The organism is Streptomyces sp. NPDC031132 (assembly GCF_055570595.1).
This window is the reverse complement of the sequence record NZ_JBVIGX010000015.1, coordinates 24,936-42,471: the sequence shown is the minus strand read 5'-3', so window position 1 is coordinate 42,471 and position 17,536 is coordinate 24,936. Positions and strand designations below refer to the sequence as shown.

Below are 17,536 nucleotides of genomic sequence, written 5' to 3'. Positions count from 1 at the left end.
TCCCTAGGCACACGTGGGCCGCAACGGGGCACACCGCAGCCCCGCTCTCCCGCGATCGGATCGGCACGGCCAGGCGAGGCGCCTCGCGATAAGAACGGCGGCCTTCGCGTCATCGTCGGCTCAGGCGGCGATGGACTGCCGGGTGAATCTCCCTTCGAGCAGCTGCCCCCCGTCGCGGTGAGGGCCGTATCAACGCCCACGAAGAGGGTTAGCCCTACAGGGAGGCATCGCAGCAGCACGGAACGCGTTGCGGATCCCGGTGAGGGGTTCGCGGTCTCGGTTGATGCGGAGCTTGTTGGTGAGAAGGACGGCCCAGCGGCCTTCGACCGGGCTGATCCACATGCCGGTGCCCGTGAAGCCGTGGTGGACCCAAATGTCCTGGTGGGCCTCGGTGTCGGGGGTGTGGATGCGGAGGGAGTCCTTGATCCAGGTGGTGGGGCCGAAAGCTCCCTGGACGAGGGCGAGCGTATGGCGGAGGAAGAGGGCGAGGTCGTCGAGGAAGGAGAAGGTGTCGGCGATGCCGCAGGCGCCGCCGAGGAGACGGGCGGAGAAGTCATGGGCTCTGCCCTTGAGGTGAGCACTGGTGGCTTCGTCGTATTCGGTGGGGGCGCAGCAAGGGGCATCGGCGGGGGAACCCAACAGGGCGCAGGGCCAAAGCCCACAGTTCGTCGCCGACGGCTCCATGCAGGGGGCACGGGGTGGTGGGTAAATCGGTGATCAATCAGCTGTCGGACGCCACCGGTGCGTCAAGCGCACCGCGCCGTAGGCGCCCCACAGCCACACGAGCAGCGCCATGGCGAGCGTGGTGCCGAGTACGGCGGTCAGGACCGGCCAGGAGTGGGATGCGCCGTCAGAATAGGCGCCGGTCGTCATGGGTGTGGCCAGCCAATAGTGGGTGGCCATGCCGATCAGGGACGCGACCGACAACGGGATGAACAGGGTGAAGAACGAGGTGCTGAGGTAGACGGTCCGGTTGCCGGAGAGCACGCTCAGCGCGGTGATCTGGCGGCTGAAGCGGACGAATTCCGCCAGGTTCGACACGACGATGGAGACCGCGATGACGACGACTGCGAAAGCGCCGAACAGTAGCACCCACAGCCCTTGGCGGCTGTCCATGTTCGCTGCGTTCAGCCAGGAGCCGGCGATGGTCTCAACCGGCACCGCAATGCCGAGATGCCGGTTGGCGGCCTCCTTCACCGCGGGCACCGAGATCTGCTGTTCCGGAAGGCCCACCAGCACGATGACGGACCCCTTCGGCGTCGGGGTCTGCCGGGCGAACAGGCCCTGGCCGGGCGTGTCCCAGCTGTAGAGCTCCTTGACCCGCACGTCCGCACTGCGCAGCTCAACGGCTGCCGGTTCCGGCGTGCAGGGGAGGGAAAGACGTTGCAGCGCCTCGCACGGGCCGTTGAGTTCGGCAGTGGCCTTGACCTGGTCGACGTTCAACCGCACGGCTTCCACACCCGGGGGCAGGGCATCGAGGAACGCACGTGGAACCGGCTTGTCATCTCGTAGCTCCACCAGGACTGCACCGGTCCCCACGCGCTTGACCGTCTGCTGTGCCTGCACTGCCGGCCCGGTGTTGCGGGTGACCCACAACTGCGTCTGCCCGACGAGGACGAACGCGATGACCACACCGGCGGTGAGCCGGACGGTCGCACCGGGCCAGGCAGCCGCCCAGCGCCCGGAGACGAGGGCGCCTGACCGGCCGGTACGGCGCCCCAGGGAGGCCAGGCCGTGCCCGGCCGCCACCGCCGCGAGGCCGATCAGCGAGGGCAGGGTGAGAATCGTGCCGCTCACACCGATCACGTAGATCAGGAGGCGCATCGGCGGATTCGGGGCCAGTCCGGGACCCCGTACCGCGATGAACACCATGAACGGGCAGAGGTAAGGCCACCACCGGGGCAGGCGGGTCCGCACGAGACGAGGCCGTACGCCCTGGCGTCTGTCCTGCGGCGGATGCGCGAGAACAACGCACAGCAGAACGAGACCGGCAGCCAGGAGCGGGGCGCCCAGCAGGGCCCAGCCCCACCGGCGCGCATCGGCCACCGAGAGGGTGTATCCCACCCATGGCAGTCCGGTGTCACGGGACAGAACCCACAGGCTCGCGGCCATGCCGGCGAGTGCTCCCGCAGCCACCGGAAGAGCAGCCTCGCCCATGTTGATGAGGGCGCGGACCCGCCAGCCGCCCCCCAATGCCCCCAGCAGTGCCGTGCGCTGATCGCGGGCGTCCGATCCGGCCCGCGCGGCGGAAACGGACAGGGCAGCAGCGGGAATCGCCCCCATGAAGACGGCAATGCCGAGCAGCAGGTAGAGAGGTTTGACGAACAGCCCCTCGCCGATGCCGGAAGGGGACGGCGTACCGAAGCCGGTGACCGGCCACATCCTGTCGGTGTCGCCCGGGGGCAGGGCCGGCCGGACGTACGCGAACCGCTCACGCGGGCTCGCCAACCCCTCTTCCCCGATCGTGCCGGCCAGGGCGCCGTAGCGGGTCGTGATGCCTTCGTCCCGGCCCGCAGCGAGTAGTGCCGGCGAAAGGATCGCCTGGCCCGGCTGCGGCCACGCAGAGACACCAGGGGGCAAGGGGGCATCGTCACGCAGCGGCACCAGATAGACGACCTGGAACTGCAGGTTTTCCACCACGTCGAATGTGGGCCGGTACAGCAGTGGCGCCTCCGCCTTGGCGTTCTCCGAAGCGTGCCGTGGTGAACGGGCCGCATCGCGCAGATCGCGTCCCTCATACGCGGCGAAGATCAGTGTGAGCGCGGAGAGGACGAGGCCAACCGCCAGCGTGGCACAGCTGAGCGCGACGAACCGGGCTCGTCCGGCCGAAGCCTCGCGGCCTGCAGCTGTTCCGATCCGCAACAGCTGCCACCACAAGGGCGCGCGCCGTCCTCGGCTCATGACGTCCTCCTCGCCTGCAACCGGCCGTCGACGAGATGCAGAACGCGATCGGCTCGGCTCGCCACCTGCTCGTCATGGGTGACGACCAACAGACCGCACTCCCACCGGCTCGGCACTTGGAACAACATGTCCGCGACACTGTTGCGGTTCGCATCGTCCAACGCGCCTGTCGGCTCGTCCGCAAGCAGCAGTGCCGGTTTGTTGATCAGCGCGCGGGCCACCGCCGTGCGCTGGCGCTCGCCGCCCGACAGGGTCCCGGTGGTGCGCTCGGCGCCGGGGACGCCCAGTTCCGCAAGCAGCTTCTCCGCGTCCTCGTAGGCGTCGCTGCGCGAGGCGCCGGAGAGAAGGCCCGCCAGTGCCACGTTCTCCACCGGCGTCAGTTCCGGCAGAAGCTCGCCGAACTGGAACACCACCCCTGTGTGGGCTCCGCGATGCCGCGCCAACTCCCGCCGCCGCATCCGCGTGATGTCGGTGCCCGCCACCCTCACGACGCCCTGTGGTGCCACCAGCCCGAGGGCGCACGAAATCAGCGTGCTCTTTCCGCTGCCACTGGGGCCCATCACGGCGACGGACTCACCCACCGGCAGCCGAAGGTCAAGGCTTTCGAACAGGGTTCTACCGCCGATGGCGTACCGCAGCGAGCTCAGCTCCAGTGCAGTGGATCCCCGCGCCGTATCCGACACGCCGTGCTTTCCCATGCTTCCCTACTTACTGAAAGGGCAGTGGGGTTACCGGCACCGGTAACCCCACTCAACGTTCCGTGCGGTGATCAGGTTCGATCGATGTCGCAGCGGTCGGGTTCCCATGACAGGGAGATGCACCCTCGCAGGTACCACACCGCCGAGCCGGCACCACTGGTCGCGGTCGTGCCCTCTCCACTCTTGTTGTGGAGTCTGTACCGCCCGGACTCGGCCTGACGTCCGTATTCGGCGTAGACCGAGTGACCGTCTTCCTTGGTGTCGCTCACCGCAGATCGGGTGTTCGTACCGTACGAGTAGGCGTGAACCGCGCCATCCTTGTAAGAGTGGATGTCGACCGCCATGGCGGGCGAACTACCTAAGATTGCTGCCGCGCCGAGCACTACTGCGATCCGCGCAGCCGTTTTCCTGTACCGCACACGCTCCCCCTGTGGAATGAAGTGAATCCGTCCTTGCAGGCAGGTCGTCAGGCTGCCGTGATCTTCTGGTGTGATCCCGTGCGGGGACTCACTCGCGATTGGAGTCGCAGCTGTCGGGCCAGCCGTCGATGGACACGCATGCCTGGATGACGTAGATCATGCCGGCGGAGGCACTTGTGGTGGTCGAGCCGTTGCCGCTCTTGTTCCACAGTGTGTACAGCTCGGTGCTGGTTTCACGCTTGTAGTTCACGTAGACCGGGTGGCCGTCCTGCTTGGTGTCACTCACGGCGACCCGAGTGTTGGTCCCGTACGAGTAGGCGTGGACCGCGCCGTCCTTGTACGAATTGATGTCGTACGCGATCGCGGGCGAACTGCCTAACAGAGCCGCCGCGCCGAGTGCTATCGCCGCTGCTTTCTTGAACTGCATACCCACCCTTTATTGCAGACGGTGAACCCCAGCCCTGAGGGTGGAGAACCCCTGGGACGCTACGGGGCTGATTCGCTTGTGGAAAGGCCTAGTTGACTTCTGGTCATCGAACGGCTGGATGTCACCAGAACGCCGCGTCAACTCTGAGTGTTCGCGTTGGAGCAGCCGATCCGGACTTACCCCGGCGACTCCGAGGCCGGCCGGGGGGTAGCTGTCACTACGCGGTAGCCGAGTCAGCAATGGTGTGCCGCAGTTGCCGCGATCAGTGAAAGTGCGCTGGCAGGAGTTTGCCGGCCGCCTAAAGCTTGTCCCTGAACGATCTCCGTACGCTCTGTGACGAGCAGCCCTGTCTGCCGGTCCGCATGTGCGGCAGACTTCGGGCAACGGAGACGGCCGCGTGGGCGGGGAGGGCGCATAGAATCGATCAGTGGGTCGTTGGCGGGGTGTGGTCCGTCGGTGTTGGCGGCACTTGGCGCTGCTGGGTGGACAGCAGGTCGCAAGGTCGGCACTGCGCGCTGGAGACTGCAACTGGCAGCCGCTGGGTTCGTGCTCGATGACCCGGTGGTCGGGATCTGGGCAGAGTTCGGCGAGCTGACGGTCAAGAGCTCCCCCGCCCGTGTCCCTGCCTCGTCACTGCACATAGACGCTGTTGAGGCCTGCGTCGACACCGCCGCAGAAGCGTCCAAGCTGAGGCACCGGTATGCAGAGCACTACAGTCCCCTTGGTCTGTGGTCGGTCCAGTTCAGGTCGTACATTGCGGCCAGCGGGCGTCCTCGGTCTTCCCCACCTGGGGCGAGTGGCTCACCGCGGCGCTCGCGGAACCCGCGCTGCGCCCGCTGCTCGGCCGCGACTGGCTGCGCTACCGGCAGACCGTCGACCGGACGATCCGGTACCGCGTCGTCGTCGCCGTCGCGCCGAACTTCCTCTGGCCTCTGGGGTCGACCTTCGCTGAGGCGCTGGCTTACGTGGTGCATGGCGACGCCGGCGCCAATCGTGCAGAACAGGCAGACTGGCTTGGCAACTGCCGCACTGGCAGATGAGACGATCTTGCAATGGCTGCTGTGATCACGGCGTCGCAACCGTCCTGGATAGCCCCGTTCGCCAGGCTGAGCCCGCGCTGCTTCGGGCTCGTGACCGCCCTGCGCCGCGAGGGAGCTCAGACAAGCCGAAGGTGGGCGTTGGCGTTCTAACCCGTGACCGCCCTGAGCCAGGTGATCATTACGGGACAGTCTCTCGATTGGCAGCTCAGCAAGCCTGCTCCCCGCGCCGGCGGGGATTCGCGCGGCAGCCGCCCGCGAGCCGACTAGCGTGCCCTGCCCTCGCCGCCGGGCGTCGCCGCCGTCACCGGCCGGGGCTCGCTACGCCGGCGGTGGTGTCCAGCAGTCGGGGCCGCCGCCGCGCCAGTCGACCAGGGTGGGGTCCGTGACGTCGAAGTCCTCGGCGTTCTCCATGCCCGTCGCGGCGAGGAAGACGGCGATGTCGCCGATTCGGTATGCCGTGCCCAGGCTCTGGCCCTCGTACCGCACGCGGCGCCATCCGCGGTGGTCCGGGGGATGGACGACCAGGCGGGGAGCAGGGGTCGGCGTGTCGGGTCCCGGGTCGTTTCCGGGGCAGGCGCTCGTCATGCCGCTCTCACCCAGGCCCTGGCCCTCGCCACGCGGCGGAGCTCGACCGGGCCGCCCGCCGTACGGGCCGGGCATGACCAGTACGGATGAGCGGCGAACGCGCGCGAGAGCGTGATCAGCCGTCGGCGGAGCGGGGTCGTGCCGGCGGTTGCGGGCCGCCGGGCCAGTTCCCGGTAGGTACGGAGCCACTCGGCCTGGAGGGAGACCAGGTCGTCGGGGAAGGAGGTGCACTGCATCCACCAATTCAAGCATGTGTTCGATTTATGGTGCGAGTGGAGCGACGCAGGCCAAGGACGGGACGGATGTCGCAATCCGCTGGACCTGTGGGGGCCGTGGCACGGGACACTGACCTCATGGCTCAGCTCTCGTCCCCCGTCTCACCGGCGCCCGCCGCCGCCGTCTGCCCGCCGCCCTCGGCGAGCTGGCCGGCCCGACCCGCGGAGTGGTGGAGCTGCCCCTGCACGTGGCCTGGTCCGGGCTGCGCGCGTACGACCTGGACCGGCCCCGGCAGCGGATGAGCCTGTACCGCACCGTCCTGGCCGAAGGCCAGCGCGACGACCTCACCGCCCTCCTCGACCGCGACCTGCCGGCCGAGCAGTGGCCCGTCCTGCGCACCCTGGTCAGCCGGCACATCCGCCAGGTCTGGGAAGACCGCTTCCCCCAACTCACCGCCCGGACGCGGACGACGTCCGCGGCGTGAACCTCAGCGCACTCCACCGCCGGCTCCTGGCCGACGTGATCGCCATCGGCACGCCCTACCCCCTCGTGATCACCGGCGGCTACGCCGTCCAGGCCCACGGCCTCGTCGACCGCCTCAGCCAGGACCTCGACGTCGCCACCGAGAACCCCGCACCCATGGCCGACATCACCGCCGACCTGGCCCACGAGCTGGCCAAACGCGGCTGGCAGGTCGCCGTCATCGCCGTCGACCCGCTGTCCGCCCGCCTCATGGTCACCGACCCCGCAGACGGCGCCGAATGCGAGGTCGACGTCCTCAAAGAGAACCTCTGGAGCGCCCCGGCCCACACCGAGTACGGCCCGGTCCTCGCCCTCGACGACGTCATCGGCACCAAGGTCCGCGCCCTGGCCGACCGCGGCGCCGTCCGGGACCTCATCGACGTCCACGCCGCCTCCCGCCTGCGCACCACCGCCGCACTCGAAAGCCTCGGTCGGCGCCACGGCCGCGACGAATTCCGCCTCGAGGACCTCCACGACCGCCTCGCCCGGCGCCGACTGGTACGACGACGAGGAGTTCGACGCGTACGGCCTCGACCCCGCGACCATCACCGACCTGCGGGACTGGGCCCAGCAGTGGACCGCCGACCTCGAGCAGCGCCTCGCCCGCGACACCGGCGGCGACGATCCTCTGACCTCGCCCGCGCCCTCACGGCCCGGGACGACCCGAAATGCCGTCAGGTCAGGACCCCCCATTTCAGCCCAGCTTGTCGTCTGGCCCCTGGTGGCCGAGCGTCCCCGTTGGCCCTTGAGCGCTCCGGTCGGCTGACGCGACGTTCACCGGCACGGTGCGGCGACGGCCGATACCGCGTCGGCAGGATGTCGGTCTCCTGGCGGGGCTGTCGGTGATCCATGGGCGACGTGTCGGTGGCCGCTGGAACCGTGGGTGTCGAGTTGCCGGCGGAGCAGTCGCAGCCGCCCTCACCAGCAAGGGAGCCCCGTCGCCATGTCGTCCGCATCCTCCACCCCGCCCTGGAATGTCCAACGGCTGCCGCGTGCCGATGGCCGCGTCTTCCTGGTCACCGGCGGTAACGCCGGCATCGGGTACTTCGTCGCGGAGCAGTTGTCGGCAACCGGAGCCACCGTCGTACTCGGCAGCCGCAATCCCGCCAAGGCCGAGGTTGCCGTGGCCTCGATCCGTGCGCGTGTCCCCGGCGCGCGGGTGCGTGTCGTACGGCTGGACCTCGCCGACCTCTCGTCGCTCGAAACAGCGGTGGAATCACTGGAGGCGGGCCGCCTCGACGCGGTGGTCCACAACGCCGGCGTCGCGCTCGACGACCCGCCGCGCAAGGAGACCGGGGACGGTCACGAGCTCATGTTCGGCACGAACCACCTCGGGCACTTCGCCTTGACCCAGTGGCTGATGCCGCTGCTGTCGGCCGCGCCGGCGGCCCGCGTCGTGACCATGGGCAGCTTCGCGGCGAAGTCCGAGCGGCTCGACCTCGACGACCTGCAGTCCCGGAAGGACTACCAGCCCAAGCGCACTTACGGACGCTCCAAGTTGGCACAGATGTACTTCGGCGTCGAACTCGACCGCCGCCTGCGCGCTGCCGGCAGCACGGTGGCGAGCGTGGTGGTCCATCCCGGCGGCGCGCTGGACTCCCTGACCCCGTCGCGGCCACCGATCCATGTGCGAACCACCGGCGCACGGCTGAGCGCGGCACCTGCGGCGCTCCTCGTCCAGGGCAAGCACGCCGGCGCATGGCCCGCGGTCCGGGCGGTGCTCGACGCGGCGGTGCGTGGAGGCCAGCTGTGGGGACCGCGCGTCTTCGGCCTGCGCGGCGAGCCCCGACGTGAACCGGTGTGGAAGCACCTGGCCGACCCCTCCGTCGCGGCGCGGTTGTGGGACGCAAGCTGTGACCTGACCGGCGTCGACCCCGGTGCCATCCCCGGATGACCCCAGGCACGCACGCCGGCAGACAGGGGTGCTCAGGTTGGCCCGACCGCGGCGCTTGAGTACGGCCCAGGGCCTGGAGAGCGGCCGGGTTCTCAGACGCCGGGGCTGTCAGTGGGACGTCGGACCAAACTGATCACGGTTCACACGTTCCCATGACCCTGACCGCTTCGCTGGTGGCGGCGCACCGCGTCGATCTGGCCTCCAAGCCCTCCGACGGCCGGCGCTTCGCGGTGTTCGATGTCGCGTCGGCCGCGTCCGGCGATACGTATGTACTGAGCGGCGCGCGGCGTTACCGTACGCCGGCGCAACCTCCGCAGGACGCAGCCTCCGCCTCAAAGCGGCACCAGGCGCCGTTGTCGCGGAGCATGGCCCGGACGAGTTCCAGACCGGTGGTGCTCGGCACCAGCGCACCGTCATGGAACCCGGTGAGGCCGGCTGGGAAGAGGTCCGCCAGGCCGTAGCCGTCGACCGGCGGCTCCAGGCCGAAGTGGGCGAAGCCGCTGATCTGCGGCTCACGGATGGCCAACTGGTCGACACCGGTCTCTTCGGCGAAGGCGGCGATGGCCTGGAGGTAGGCGGCTTCGACCGGTCCGTGGTCGCTGGTCGCGGGGTCGGAGCCGGTGTGGTGACCGTGCCGATCGCGGTCGGCAGGGTCGTACTGGGTGACCCGGTAGACGTAGAGCAGCACGTCACTGCCCGCCGGACTGGTGCTGCTGGACCAGGTGCGTCTGCTGACGTGCGGTCAACTGAACCTGCATCCGCTTGAGTTCGCTCCTGACCGCCCGACCCACCGCCATGCCTGCGCGGGTGCGCATGCGCAGCACGTCGAACTCGAACTCGGCGAAGGTGGCCAGGCCGGACAACTTGCCGGCCGAGATCACCAGGCCGTGCTCGGCCATGCTCCGCTGGAGCTCGGGCGCCTTCCAGACACCCTCAACCCGGAGTGGGTCGAGGCCGGGGTGACGCCGCCAAGTGGCTTTCGGGGGTGGCGTCGGGGAAGACCGGACTCAACAGCGGGCGAGTGTGCCGCTGTCCAGGGTGGATTTCTCGCTGAACACCCAGCCTTCGGTGCCCGTGCCCGCGATGCGGGCGTAGATCCACTTGTTGGCCTCGGCATTGGTGACATAGCAGTGGTAGTAGACCTTCGTGCCGGACTTGACCAGGGTCACATAGGAGCACGCCGCGTACGGGCCGGTGTAAAGGTGGGTTTCCTGGGACGCGTGGCCGGAGCCATCGCTGCTGTTCGAGTGGGCCCAGCCGGTGCACGCCGTCGACACCGGGGCGGGCTGCTTCACCGTGGCACCGGGAGTTGCCTTCGCAGAGGCTGACGGGTCGCCGGCCGGCTTGCCACCGCCGTTGCCGGGCGTAGGCGTGGGACCGGTCTTTCGGTCCCCGTCCTTCTTCGAGGGCGTGCTGGACGGCGTCCCGCCCGGGCTGATGGACGTCCCGCCCGCGCCGGACACGTCACCGTCGGCGCGGGTACTCGCCGTGGGAAGCGCCGTGTTCGACCCGCCGCCGCCTTTCGCGCCTTGCATGTCCACGAGGGCGTAGGCGACTCCGGCGCAGGTGAGGACGGTGGCGGCCGCCACCGCGACGATCGTACGGGTGCGCCGGCGCTGCCCGCGGACCATCGTGGCGCGGGTCTCGGGACCGCTGCCGTGACCGGCGGGTATGCCGGGCGCCATGCCCGGCTGCACGGGGCCCGCCGGCGGAGGGGCGGCGTACGGGCCGGCCGGCATGTAGGGAGCGACGGGCTGGGGGGCGGGCGGGGAGAACGGTGCGGCGACGGGGGGACCGAAGCCCGGCGGAGTGAGGGGCTGCGGCGCCGGTGCCGTCGTGAGGTCGTCCTCCTTGCCCCCGGCGACCGCTTCCAGCATCTTGCGCGCCTGCGCGGCGTCGGGTCGCTGCAGCGGATCCTTGGCCATCAGCGCCTGCAGCACCGGGGTGAGCGGTCCGGCGCGCCGGGGCTCCGGCAGCGGATCGCTGACGATCGCCGTCAGCGTGGACCACACCGACGTACGGCGGAAGGGCGAAGCGCCCTCCACGGCCGCGTACAGCGTCATGCCGAGCGCCCAGATGTCCGACGCGGCACCCGGTACCTGGCCTTGTGCGCGCTCCGGTGGCAGGTAGTCGAGAGAGCCGACGATCTGACCGCTCTGGGTCAGCTTGGCCAGGGCCTCGTCGCCGGAGGTCTCCATGCTGGCGATGCCGAAGTCGGTGAGCACGACCCGGCCGCTGCGCTCGAGCAGTACGTTGCCGGGCTTGACGTCCCGGTGGAGGACCCCGGCCCGGTGTGCCGCGTCGAGCGCGTCCATCAGCTTGGCGCCGATCGCGGCCGCTTCGCGCGGATCCAGCGAGCCGCGCTCCGCCAGCACAGTGTCGAGGGAGGGCCCGTCGACCAACTCCATGACGATGACCGGCAGCCCCTGCTCCTCGACCACGTCGTGCACGGTGACCACACCGCTGTGACGGATACGGGCCGCGGCTTGCGCCTCCCTCTGCATCCGGACCCGCAGATCGGCCAGTTCGGCCGGGGAGGCGTCGGTGTAGGCCCGCAGGACCTTGACGGCGACCTCGCGGTTCAGCAACTGGTCCACCGCCCGGGCGACCACACCCATGCCACCGCGGCCGATCGTGGCGGTCACGCGGTATCGCCCGCCCAGAACCTCGCCGGTCAGATCCGCGCTGCTCGCCCCCGTCACCTGTCAACTCCCTGTTCGCCGCACTGTTCGAATCCCGCCACGTCTCGGGCACCAGGGTAGGGGTTCGCGCGTGTGCGAGTGCGCACGGCCCGGCCCTCGGCGCGCAGGTTGCACGTTCCCGGGGGAGTGGCGGCGTGGTTGCGATCGTCCTGCCCGACTCCTGCGGCTGCTGGGCGCCCCGTGGCGGTGCGACTGCCTTCCGAATCAGGCAGACGTCCTGGCCCGCTTGTACGACCGTGAGCCGACTTGGCCGATCGCCTTGACCGGCCTTGTGCCCTTGGAGAGGATTCGGACCGTGGACCCAGTGACGCTGATCGTGTCGGCCATCGCACTCGGTGCGGTGGCGGGAGTGCAGGAATCCGCCGCGGGCGCGGTACGGGACGCCTACCAGGGACTCAAACGGCTCATCAGCGAGCGCTACGGATCCGACGTGGACGTATCGGCGGTCGAGCGGCGGCCGGAGTCCGAGGCCAAGCGTGGATCCCTTGAAGAGGACTTGACGGCGGCCGGGGCGGGTGAGGACGTCGAACTGCTCAATGCGGCCCGGCAGTTGATCGAGCAGGTGAAGAACCACCAGCCGACGGCCGCACCGGCCGTCGGCATCGACCTCGAGCGCATCGAGGCCGCCGCCCTGAGCATCGACGCCGTCAAGGCGTCCGGCACAGGGGTGCGCGTACGGCAGGGCAAGTTCACCGGGGACGTCACCATCACCAACGTACGCGCAGGTGAGGAGCCCCCGCCCCACCCTTAGCCGCGGCCCGTCAGCCCGAACCGGCCGCCGGTCCCGAGGGCGCAGCGCGTGACGTCCGTTCGGTGGAGCTGACGACGGTGACCGTCGGCGGCGATCTGAACGTCGACCTACGGACGGTCATCCATCAGCGGGCCGTGCCCACACGGCCGTTCCGACTCGATCCGAGGGTGCCCGACCTGGCGGGGCGGGAGCCTCTGCTCACCACGATGGGCGAACGGCTGGCCTCCACGGCTCCGGCCATGGGCCCGTCCTCCGTCAGCGGCCCCCGGCTGCTCGTGCTGCACGGCCTCGGCGGTGTCGGGAAGACCAGCGTCGCCGTCGAGTACGCCCACCGCCACCAGGACGAGTACGGGGTGGTCTGGCAGTTGCGAGCCGAAGACCCGGCCGTCCTGTCCGCGGACTACGGACGTCTCGCCGTCGCGCTCGACCTCAAGGACCGGGCCGAGAACGTCGACCCGGTGGACGAGGTGCACGCCGCCCTGGCCGCCCGTACCGACCGCTGGCTGCTCCTGCTGGACAACGTCGCCGACGAGGAGGCGATCCGGACCATGCTGCCCTCCGGGGGCGACGGGGACATTCTCCTGACCACCCGCTCCGCCCTCTGGCCCGGCTCGGTGGACCTCGAAGTGACGGTACTGGACCGCGATGCCGCCGCCGACTACCTGACGGCCCGCTCCGGCGACACCGACCGCGACGCCGCGCTGGCCCTCGCCGACGAACTCGGTGCGCTGCCGCTCGCCCTCGCGCAGGCCGCCTCGTTCATCGCCGCCACCGGGCGCACCCTACGCTGGTACCGCGGCCAACTCGCCGCAAAACGCGTGGCGCTGCTACGGCGTGGCACACCCTGGGCGTACGAGAGCCGGGTCGCGTCCACCTGGGAACTGTCGTTCCGCCGGCTCCAGCGCACCGAGCCGTCCGCCGTCGCGCTGCTGCGCCTCCTGGCGTGCTGCGCGCCGGACGCCATCCCGTTGCCGCTGCTGCTGCCACCTCCCGTGGACGGGGACGCTCCTGCGCCCGTCTTCGAGGACGCCGCGACCGCGGGACTGATCGCGCCGCTCCTGGAGGACGAACTCACCGTCGCGGACGCGGTCCTCGCCCTGCGCCGCTATTCGTTGGTCAGCCCGCTCGCGGACGGCGCAGTCTCCGTCCACCGTCTCGTACAGGCCATCACGCTCGACGCCCTGCCCCAGGAGGAGCGGCCGGCCTGGTGCGGCTCGATGGCCGCCTTGGTCGAGGCCGCCCTGCCGCAGGACCCGCACCGGCCGGAGACCTGGCCGGTCTACGGCGCGCTCGTCCCGCACGCCCGCGCCACGCTCGGCCCGGACCGTCCCGGCACCGCGAAACTCGTCGCGTACCTCGGCGCCAGCGGTGACTTCCGCACCGCCAGGATGGTGCAGGACGAGATCTGCACCGACCTCACCGCGCGCCTGGGCCCCGGGCACCCCGACACCCTGGGCGCGCGGGCGGAACTGGCGAACTGGACCGGCATGGTCGGCGACGCGGCCGCCGCCCGCGACATGCTGGAGGCCCTGCTGCCGGAGTGCGAACGCGCCTGGGGCGCGGGCGAGGGGCGGACCCTCGCGCTGCGCGGTCGCTTCGCCGACTGGACGGGCCAGGCCGGCGCCTGGGCCCGCGCCCGGGACATCTGTGCCGACCTGCTGCCCCGGCTGCGCGAGGCGGTGGGCGAGGAACACCCGGACACCCTCACCCTCTGGGCCGACCTCGGCTTCTGGACCGGCCAGGCCGGGGACCCGGCCGGGGCCTGTGCCCACTACGCGGCGCTCCTGCCGGTCAGGGAGCGCGTCCTGGGCGCCGACCACCCGGACATCCTCGCCGCACGTGACCAGTACGCACGCTGGCTGGGCGAGAACGGGGATCCCGTCGCCGCTCGGGACCAGTGTGTCGAACTGCTCGACCGGCACCACCGTGTCTTCGGCGAGGAGCACCACCTGACGCTGTGGGTCCGCTCCAATCTCGCCTGGTGGACGGGGCGGGCCGGCGACGCGGCCGCCGCCCGGGACCAGTACACGTCCCTGCTGGCGGTCCGCGAACGCGTCTGGGGCCCCGACCACCCCGCCACGCTCGTCGCCCGCGCCAACCTCGCCTACTGGACGGCCCAGACAGGGGACGCCGCGGGCGCCCGCGACCAGTTCGCCGTCCTGTTGCCCATGCAGGGCCGGGTCCTGGGCCCGGACCATCCGGAAACCCTCATGACCCGCAGGAACCTCGCCCAGTGGACGGGCGAGGCAGGCGACCCCGCCTCCGCCCGCGACCAGTTCGCCGCCATGGCCGCCGACTTCGAACGCGTCCTGGGCCCCGACCACGCCGAAACCCTCGCCCTCCGCACGTCACTGACCACCTGGACGTCCCGCAGCCGACCGTGAGAGCGAGAGCGACGACGGAGGTAACGGCACCGCGGCGGGGTCCTGCCCTCCACTGCACGAACGCCGCGCGGCGGCCGCCCAGCTCACGCGGCCGCCCAGGAGCAGGCGGTCCAGCCCGAACAGGCATCGTGACGTACTCGCCGCTCAGCCGATGGAGTCCATGAACTTCAGCATCCGGGTGTTCGTCTCGTCGGCATGGTCGATCTGGGGTCCGTGCCCGGTGTTGCCCATGATCTCGACGACGGCGCCGGGGATCAGGCGCGGGACGCGCTCACGCTGCCGCTCCGGGTGTACGAGCAGGCTGTGCTCGCCGAGCAGGACGTACAGCGGCGTGCGGATGGTGCGCAGTTCGTCCTCGGTCAGGGGCTGCGGAGCGGGCCGGCGGATCCGGTACGCGCGTACGCTGAGCATGGTCATTGCGCGCAACTCCGGGACGATGAGGACCGGTTGGTCCAGCCAGGCCGCCATGCGCCGCCGGATCGGCTCGGGGGCGATGGTCGCGAAGAGGCTGATGAAGATCCAGACGAAGAAGCGGGCTCCCGTCTTCTCCAGGCCGCCGGGGTCGAGCAGGGTGACCGACGCCAGCCGCTCGGCCCGGCGGTGCACCTGATTCAGTGACAGCCAGCCGCCGTACGAGCTGCCGACGAGGTGGACCCGGTCGAGGCCGAGGCCCCCGAGGACCTCGTCGAGCCACTGCGCGGCGCGCTCGGGCTGGTGGATGGGAGTGTGCTGCACGCTGCGGCCCGGATCGCCGAGCGTGTCGACGGCGAACACCGGCCGCTCGGCGCTGAGGGCGGCGAGGTTCGGGTACCACATCGAGGAGTTGGACCCGGCGCCGTGCACGAGCACCACCGGGGTCCGGGAGGCGGCCTGCGGATCGGCGGGGCCAAAGCGGTAGACGCGGGTCGTTCCGAAGCTCGTCTCGATGTCCATCTCGGCGTCCGCGGCCGGCGCGAGGGCGTAGACGGCGTCGCAGGCGGCGAAGTACCGATCGCGCAGCTCGTCGCTCACGTAGCGGCCGACGTCGGCCGGGACGCGGTTGCGGTTGCGGTCGCGCGTCATGGTCTCGGGCACGGTGGGCACCTCCGGTGGTCCGTTGCTTTGTTGATACGACCGTACCACGATGCTGGTACGGCGGTACCATGAAAATCTGCGGCAGGGCCGGGCGCCGCGAGACGAGACGAGACGGCCAGGCCGGGCCGGGCCACGACAGACCGAGCGGGCGGAGACATAGCGGATGCCGAAGCGTGTGGACCACGAGGAGCGGCGCAGCCAGATCGCGGAGGCGCTGGTCCGCGTCGCCGGCCGGCGCGGACTGCACGCGGTGGGCATGCGGGACGTGGCCGCGGAGGCCGGGGTCTCGCTGCGCCTCGTCCAGTACTACTTCCAGACCAAGGAGAACCTGCTCCTCTACGGGCTCCAGCACCTGGCCGCCGGCCTCGGCGCCCGGGTGGCGGAGAGGCTGCGGGCGGTGGGGGAGAATCCGGGGCCGCGCGCGGTGATCGAGGCGCTGCTGATGGAGTCACTGCCCACGGACGAGGCCAGCCGGACGTTCCACGTCGTGTACACCGCGTACGCGGCCCTGGCCCTGACGGACGAGGCGCTCGCCGCCCAGCCGTTCATCGACAAGCCGAACGCGGCCGAGGACGCCCTCACGGGCCTCCTCCGGCAGGCGGTCGCCGCCGAACTGGCCCCGCCGGACACCGATGCGCGTACGGAGGCGATCAGCCTCCTGGCGATGTCCGCGGGCCTCGGCACCAGCATCCTGGTGGGCCAACGCACCCACGAATCGGCCGCATCGGTGCTCCGCCACCACCTGGACCGCCTCTTCCCGCCGCCGCCCTCAGCACCCCGCTGAGGAGGGGCAGGTGCTAAAGGTCCTCGCTCGCCTGCCCGTTCTGGATCGCGTGCACCAGCCCGGCAACGAGGTTCGCCCGTTCCGCCATGGCCTCGACGACCACGTACTCGTGGTCGGCGTGGGCGCCGCCTCCGACGGCTCCCAGGCCGTCAAGGGTCGGCACCCCCAGGGCGGCCGTGAAATTGCCGTCGCTTCCGCCGCCGACCGACCGGCCTTCGAGGCCGGGAAGCAGCTGCCGGGCCACCGCGAAGAGACCGGTCGACGCCGACTCCGGCATCGGGGGACGGCCGATGGATCCGTGGACCGTGATCTGCGCGTCTGCGAGATGCGGAGCGAGCGCCGCGAACGCGGATTCGATGCGCTCCTTCTCGTCTGCCGACTCGACCCGGACGTCGACGACGACGGTTGCCCCTGCCGGAACGACGTTGTCCAGGGTTCCCGCGGACGCGACGGTCGGGGTGACGGTCGTGCCGATCTCGGGCCGACCGAGGGCGGCGATGTCCAGTACCTGGTGTGCCGCCTCGATCAGGGCGTTGACCCCCGCCTCGGGCTCGAGGCCGGCGTGCGAGGCCCGGCCCGCAACGGAGACCTGGAACGTGCCGCAGCCCTTGCGGCCGGTCTTCAGGGCTCCGCCGTCGGCGGCGCCTTCGAAGACCAGCACGGCGCCGCAGGCGAGGGCCCGTTCCTCGATGAGGGCGCGGGAGGAGTGGGAACCGACCTCCTCGTCGGCGGTGACCAGGATCTCGACGCCCGACCGGTCCTCGAGCGCCGCCAGACCGTGGATCGCCTGCACCAGACCGCCGAGCATGTCGAAGACCCCGGGGCCGGTCGCGTGCCCGTCCTCGACCGCGAACGGGCGGCGTTCGAGGGTGCCGAGCGGGAACACCGTGTCGTGGTGACCCAGGATCAGCACCTTCGGATCGCCGCCGGCCGACCAGTGGACGTGCGGTCCGGCTTCACTGTCGATGAGGACGGCCTGTCCGCCCAGGCGGCTCTCGATGACGCCGGCGACGGTTTTGGCCGATGCGGCCAGGGCCTCGAGATCGCGCGACGGAGACTCGGTTTCGACGAGTGTCCTGAGGTCCTCGATCATCGCGTCAACACTCACGTTGACCGTCCTGCGCAGCGTCATGCGGCAA

Annotated in this window: 15 protein-coding genes and 5 pseudogenes; 9 read left to right on the top strand and 11 right to left on the bottom strand. The window is 70.7% G+C overall.

The features are described 5' to 3' along the window. Positions 1–189 precede the first annotated feature (189 nt). From ACZ49B_RS22860 to ACZ49B_RS22845, 4 genes and pseudogenes are all read right to left on the bottom strand, one after another. Positions 190–630: pseudogene (locus tag ACZ49B_RS22860) on the bottom strand (serine hydrolase domain-containing protein); the annotation flags it as partial. Between the two features lie 87 nt (positions 631–717). Next, entirely contained in the window at positions 718–2,901 is a 2,184-nt protein-coding gene (locus tag ACZ49B_RS22855) for a hypothetical protein (RefSeq protein ID WP_468308785.1), read from the bottom strand. Continuing rightward, positions 2,898–3,599 (bottom strand): ABC transporter ATP-binding protein, encoded by a 702-nt coding sequence (locus tag ACZ49B_RS22850; protein WP_468308782.1) that lies wholly within the window; start codon positions 3,597–3,599, stop codon positions 2,898–2,900. Before ACZ49B_RS22850 ends, ACZ49B_RS22855 begins: the two co-directional genes overlap by 4 nt. Before the next feature lie 507 nt (positions 3,600–4,106). After that, positions 4,107–4,445, bottom strand: coding sequence for a hypothetical protein (locus ACZ49B_RS22845; RefSeq protein ID WP_468308780.1), 339 nt, complete (start codon positions 4,443–4,445; stop codon positions 4,107–4,109). Positions 4,446–4,778: 333 nt separating this feature from the next. Here ACZ49B_RS22845 and ACZ49B_RS22840 point away from each other — a divergent pair. From ACZ49B_RS22840 to ACZ49B_RS22830, 3 genes and pseudogenes are all read left to right on the top strand, one after another. After that, a pseudogene (locus ACZ49B_RS22840) lies at positions 4,779–5,159 on the top strand (SUKH-3 domain-containing protein); the annotation flags it as partial. A 14-nt stretch (positions 5,160–5,173) separates the two neighbouring features. Beyond that, on the top strand, positions 5,174–5,485 hold the full coding sequence (locus ACZ49B_RS22835; RefSeq protein ID WP_468309027.1) for a hypothetical protein: 312 nt from the start codon (positions 5,174–5,176) through the stop codon (positions 5,483–5,485). 12 nt (positions 5,486–5,497) lie between these two features. Next, positions 5,498–5,626, top strand: a pseudogene (locus ACZ49B_RS22830) (IS5/IS1182 family transposase); the annotation flags it as partial. 177 nt (positions 5,627–5,803) lie between these two features. Here ACZ49B_RS22830 and ACZ49B_RS22825 read toward each other — a convergent pair. Continuing rightward, a complete protein-coding gene (locus tag ACZ49B_RS22825) occupies positions 5,804–6,070 on the bottom strand; it encodes a hypothetical protein (protein ID WP_468308778.1) in 267 nt (88 codons plus the stop codon). Then, a complete protein-coding gene (locus ACZ49B_RS22820) occupies positions 6,067–6,306 on the bottom strand; it encodes a hypothetical protein (RefSeq protein ID WP_468308776.1) in 240 nt (79 codons plus the stop codon). The genes ACZ49B_RS22825 and ACZ49B_RS22820 overlap by 4 nt, the downstream gene beginning before the upstream one ends. 158 nt (positions 6,307–6,464) lie before the next feature. On the opposite strand from ACZ49B_RS22820, the pseudogene ACZ49B_RS22815 reads away from it, so the two are divergent. The 3 genes and pseudogenes from ACZ49B_RS22815 to ACZ49B_RS22805 form a co-directional block, all read left to right on the top strand. Further along, positions 6,465–6,770 (top strand): annotated as a pseudogene (locus tag ACZ49B_RS22815) (hypothetical protein); the annotation flags it as partial. Further along, positions 6,767–7,433, top strand: a pseudogene (locus ACZ49B_RS22810) (nucleotidyl transferase AbiEii/AbiGii toxin family protein); the annotation flags it as partial. The pseudogenes ACZ49B_RS22815 and ACZ49B_RS22810, both read left to right, overlap by 4 nt. Before the next feature lie 318 nt (positions 7,434–7,751). Continuing rightward, complete coding sequence (locus ACZ49B_RS22805) at positions 7,752–8,702, top strand: SDR family NAD(P)-dependent oxidoreductase (protein ID WP_468308774.1); 951 nt, start codon at positions 7,752–7,754, stop codon at positions 8,700–8,702. Positions 8,703–8,991: 289 nt separating this feature from the next. Here the strand turns inward: ACZ49B_RS22805 and ACZ49B_RS22800 are convergent, their stop codons facing one another. From ACZ49B_RS22800 to ACZ49B_RS22790, 3 genes are all read right to left on the bottom strand, one after another. Beyond that, on the bottom strand, positions 8,992–9,390 hold the full coding sequence (locus ACZ49B_RS22800) for a hypothetical protein (RefSeq protein WP_468308772.1): 399 nt from the start codon (positions 9,388–9,390) through the stop codon (positions 8,992–8,994). Position 9,391: 1 nt separating this feature from the next. After that, the gene (locus ACZ49B_RS22795; RefSeq protein WP_468308769.1) at positions 9,392–9,601 is read right to left on the bottom strand and encodes a hypothetical protein; all 210 of its coding nucleotides are present in this window, start codon (positions 9,599–9,601) and stop codon (positions 9,392–9,394) included. Positions 9,602–9,709: 108 nt separating this feature from the next. Continuing rightward, a complete protein-coding gene (locus ACZ49B_RS22790) occupies positions 9,710–11,404 on the bottom strand; it encodes a serine/threonine-protein kinase (protein WP_468308767.1) in 1,695 nt (564 codons plus the stop codon). Between the two features lie 295 nt (positions 11,405–11,699). Here ACZ49B_RS22790 and ACZ49B_RS22785 point away from each other — a divergent pair, with 295 nt between their 5' ends. Beyond that, a complete protein-coding gene (locus ACZ49B_RS22785) occupies positions 11,700–12,155 on the top strand; it encodes a hypothetical protein (protein ID WP_468308764.1) in 456 nt (151 codons plus the stop codon). Positions 12,156–12,217: 62 nt separating this feature from the next. Beyond that, positions 12,218–14,539, top strand: a complete 2,322-nt coding sequence (gene fxsT, locus ACZ49B_RS22780; protein WP_468308761.1) for an FxSxx-COOH system tetratricopeptide repeat protein — start codon at positions 12,218–12,220, stop codon at positions 14,537–14,539. Positions 14,540–14,683: 144 nt separating this feature from the next. Here fxsT and ACZ49B_RS22775 read toward each other — a convergent pair whose 3' ends face one another. Beyond that, positions 14,684–15,601, bottom strand: a complete 918-nt coding sequence (locus ACZ49B_RS22775; protein WP_468309018.1) for an alpha/beta fold hydrolase — start codon at positions 15,599–15,601, stop codon at positions 14,684–14,686. Positions 15,602–15,776: 175 nt separating this feature from the next. Between ACZ49B_RS22775 and ACZ49B_RS22770 the strand changes: the two genes are divergently transcribed. After that, on the top strand, positions 15,777–16,397 hold the full coding sequence (locus ACZ49B_RS22770) for a TetR/AcrR family transcriptional regulator (RefSeq protein ID WP_468308759.1): 621 nt from the start codon (positions 15,777–15,779) through the stop codon (positions 16,395–16,397). Positions 16,398–16,410: 13 nt separating this feature from the next. On the opposite strand, the gene ACZ49B_RS22765 is transcribed toward ACZ49B_RS22770, so the two are convergent. After that, entirely contained in the window at positions 16,411–17,529 is a 1,119-nt protein-coding gene (locus ACZ49B_RS22765) for a M20 family metallopeptidase (protein WP_468308757.1), read from the bottom strand. Positions 17,530–17,536: the final 7 nt, after the last annotated feature.

Excerpts from the sequence above, each read along its gene's own strand:
- ACZ49B_RS22855 (WP_468308785.1), bottom strand. The coding sequence starts at position 2,901 with ATGAGCCGAGGACGGCGCGCGCCCTTGTGGTGGCAGCTGTTGCGGATC.
- ACZ49B_RS22850 (WP_468308782.1), bottom strand. The coding sequence starts at position 3,599 with ATGGGAAAGCACGGCGTGTCGGATACGGCGCGGGGATCCACTGCACTG.
- ACZ49B_RS22845 (WP_468308780.1), bottom strand. The coding sequence starts at position 4,445 with ATGCAGTTCAAGAAAGCAGCGGCGATAGCACTCGGCGCGGCGGCTCTG.
- ACZ49B_RS22825 (WP_468308778.1), bottom strand. The coding sequence starts at position 6,070 with ATGACGAGCGCCTGCCCCGGAAACGACCCGGGACCCGACACGCCGACC.
- ACZ49B_RS22820 (WP_468308776.1), bottom strand. The coding sequence starts at position 6,306 with ATGCAGTGCACCTCCTTCCCCGACGACCTGGTCTCCCTCCAGGCCGAG.
- ACZ49B_RS22805 (WP_468308774.1), top strand. The coding sequence starts at position 7,752 with ATGTCGTCCGCATCCTCCACCCCGCCCTGGAATGTCCAACGGCTGCCG.
- ACZ49B_RS22795 (WP_468308769.1), bottom strand. The coding sequence starts at position 9,601 with ATGGCCGAGCACGGCCTGGTGATCTCGGCCGGCAAGTTGTCCGGCCTG.
- ACZ49B_RS22775 (WP_468309018.1), bottom strand. The coding sequence starts at position 15,601 with ATGACGCGCGACCGCAACCGCAACCGCGTCCCGGCCGACGTCGGCCGC.
- ACZ49B_RS22770 (WP_468308759.1), top strand. The coding sequence starts at position 15,777 with ATGCCGAAGCGTGTGGACCACGAGGAGCGGCGCAGCCAGATCGCGGAG.
- ACZ49B_RS22765 (WP_468308757.1), bottom strand. The coding sequence starts at position 17,529 with ATGACGCTGCGCAGGACGGTCAACGTGAGTGTTGACGCGATGATCGAG.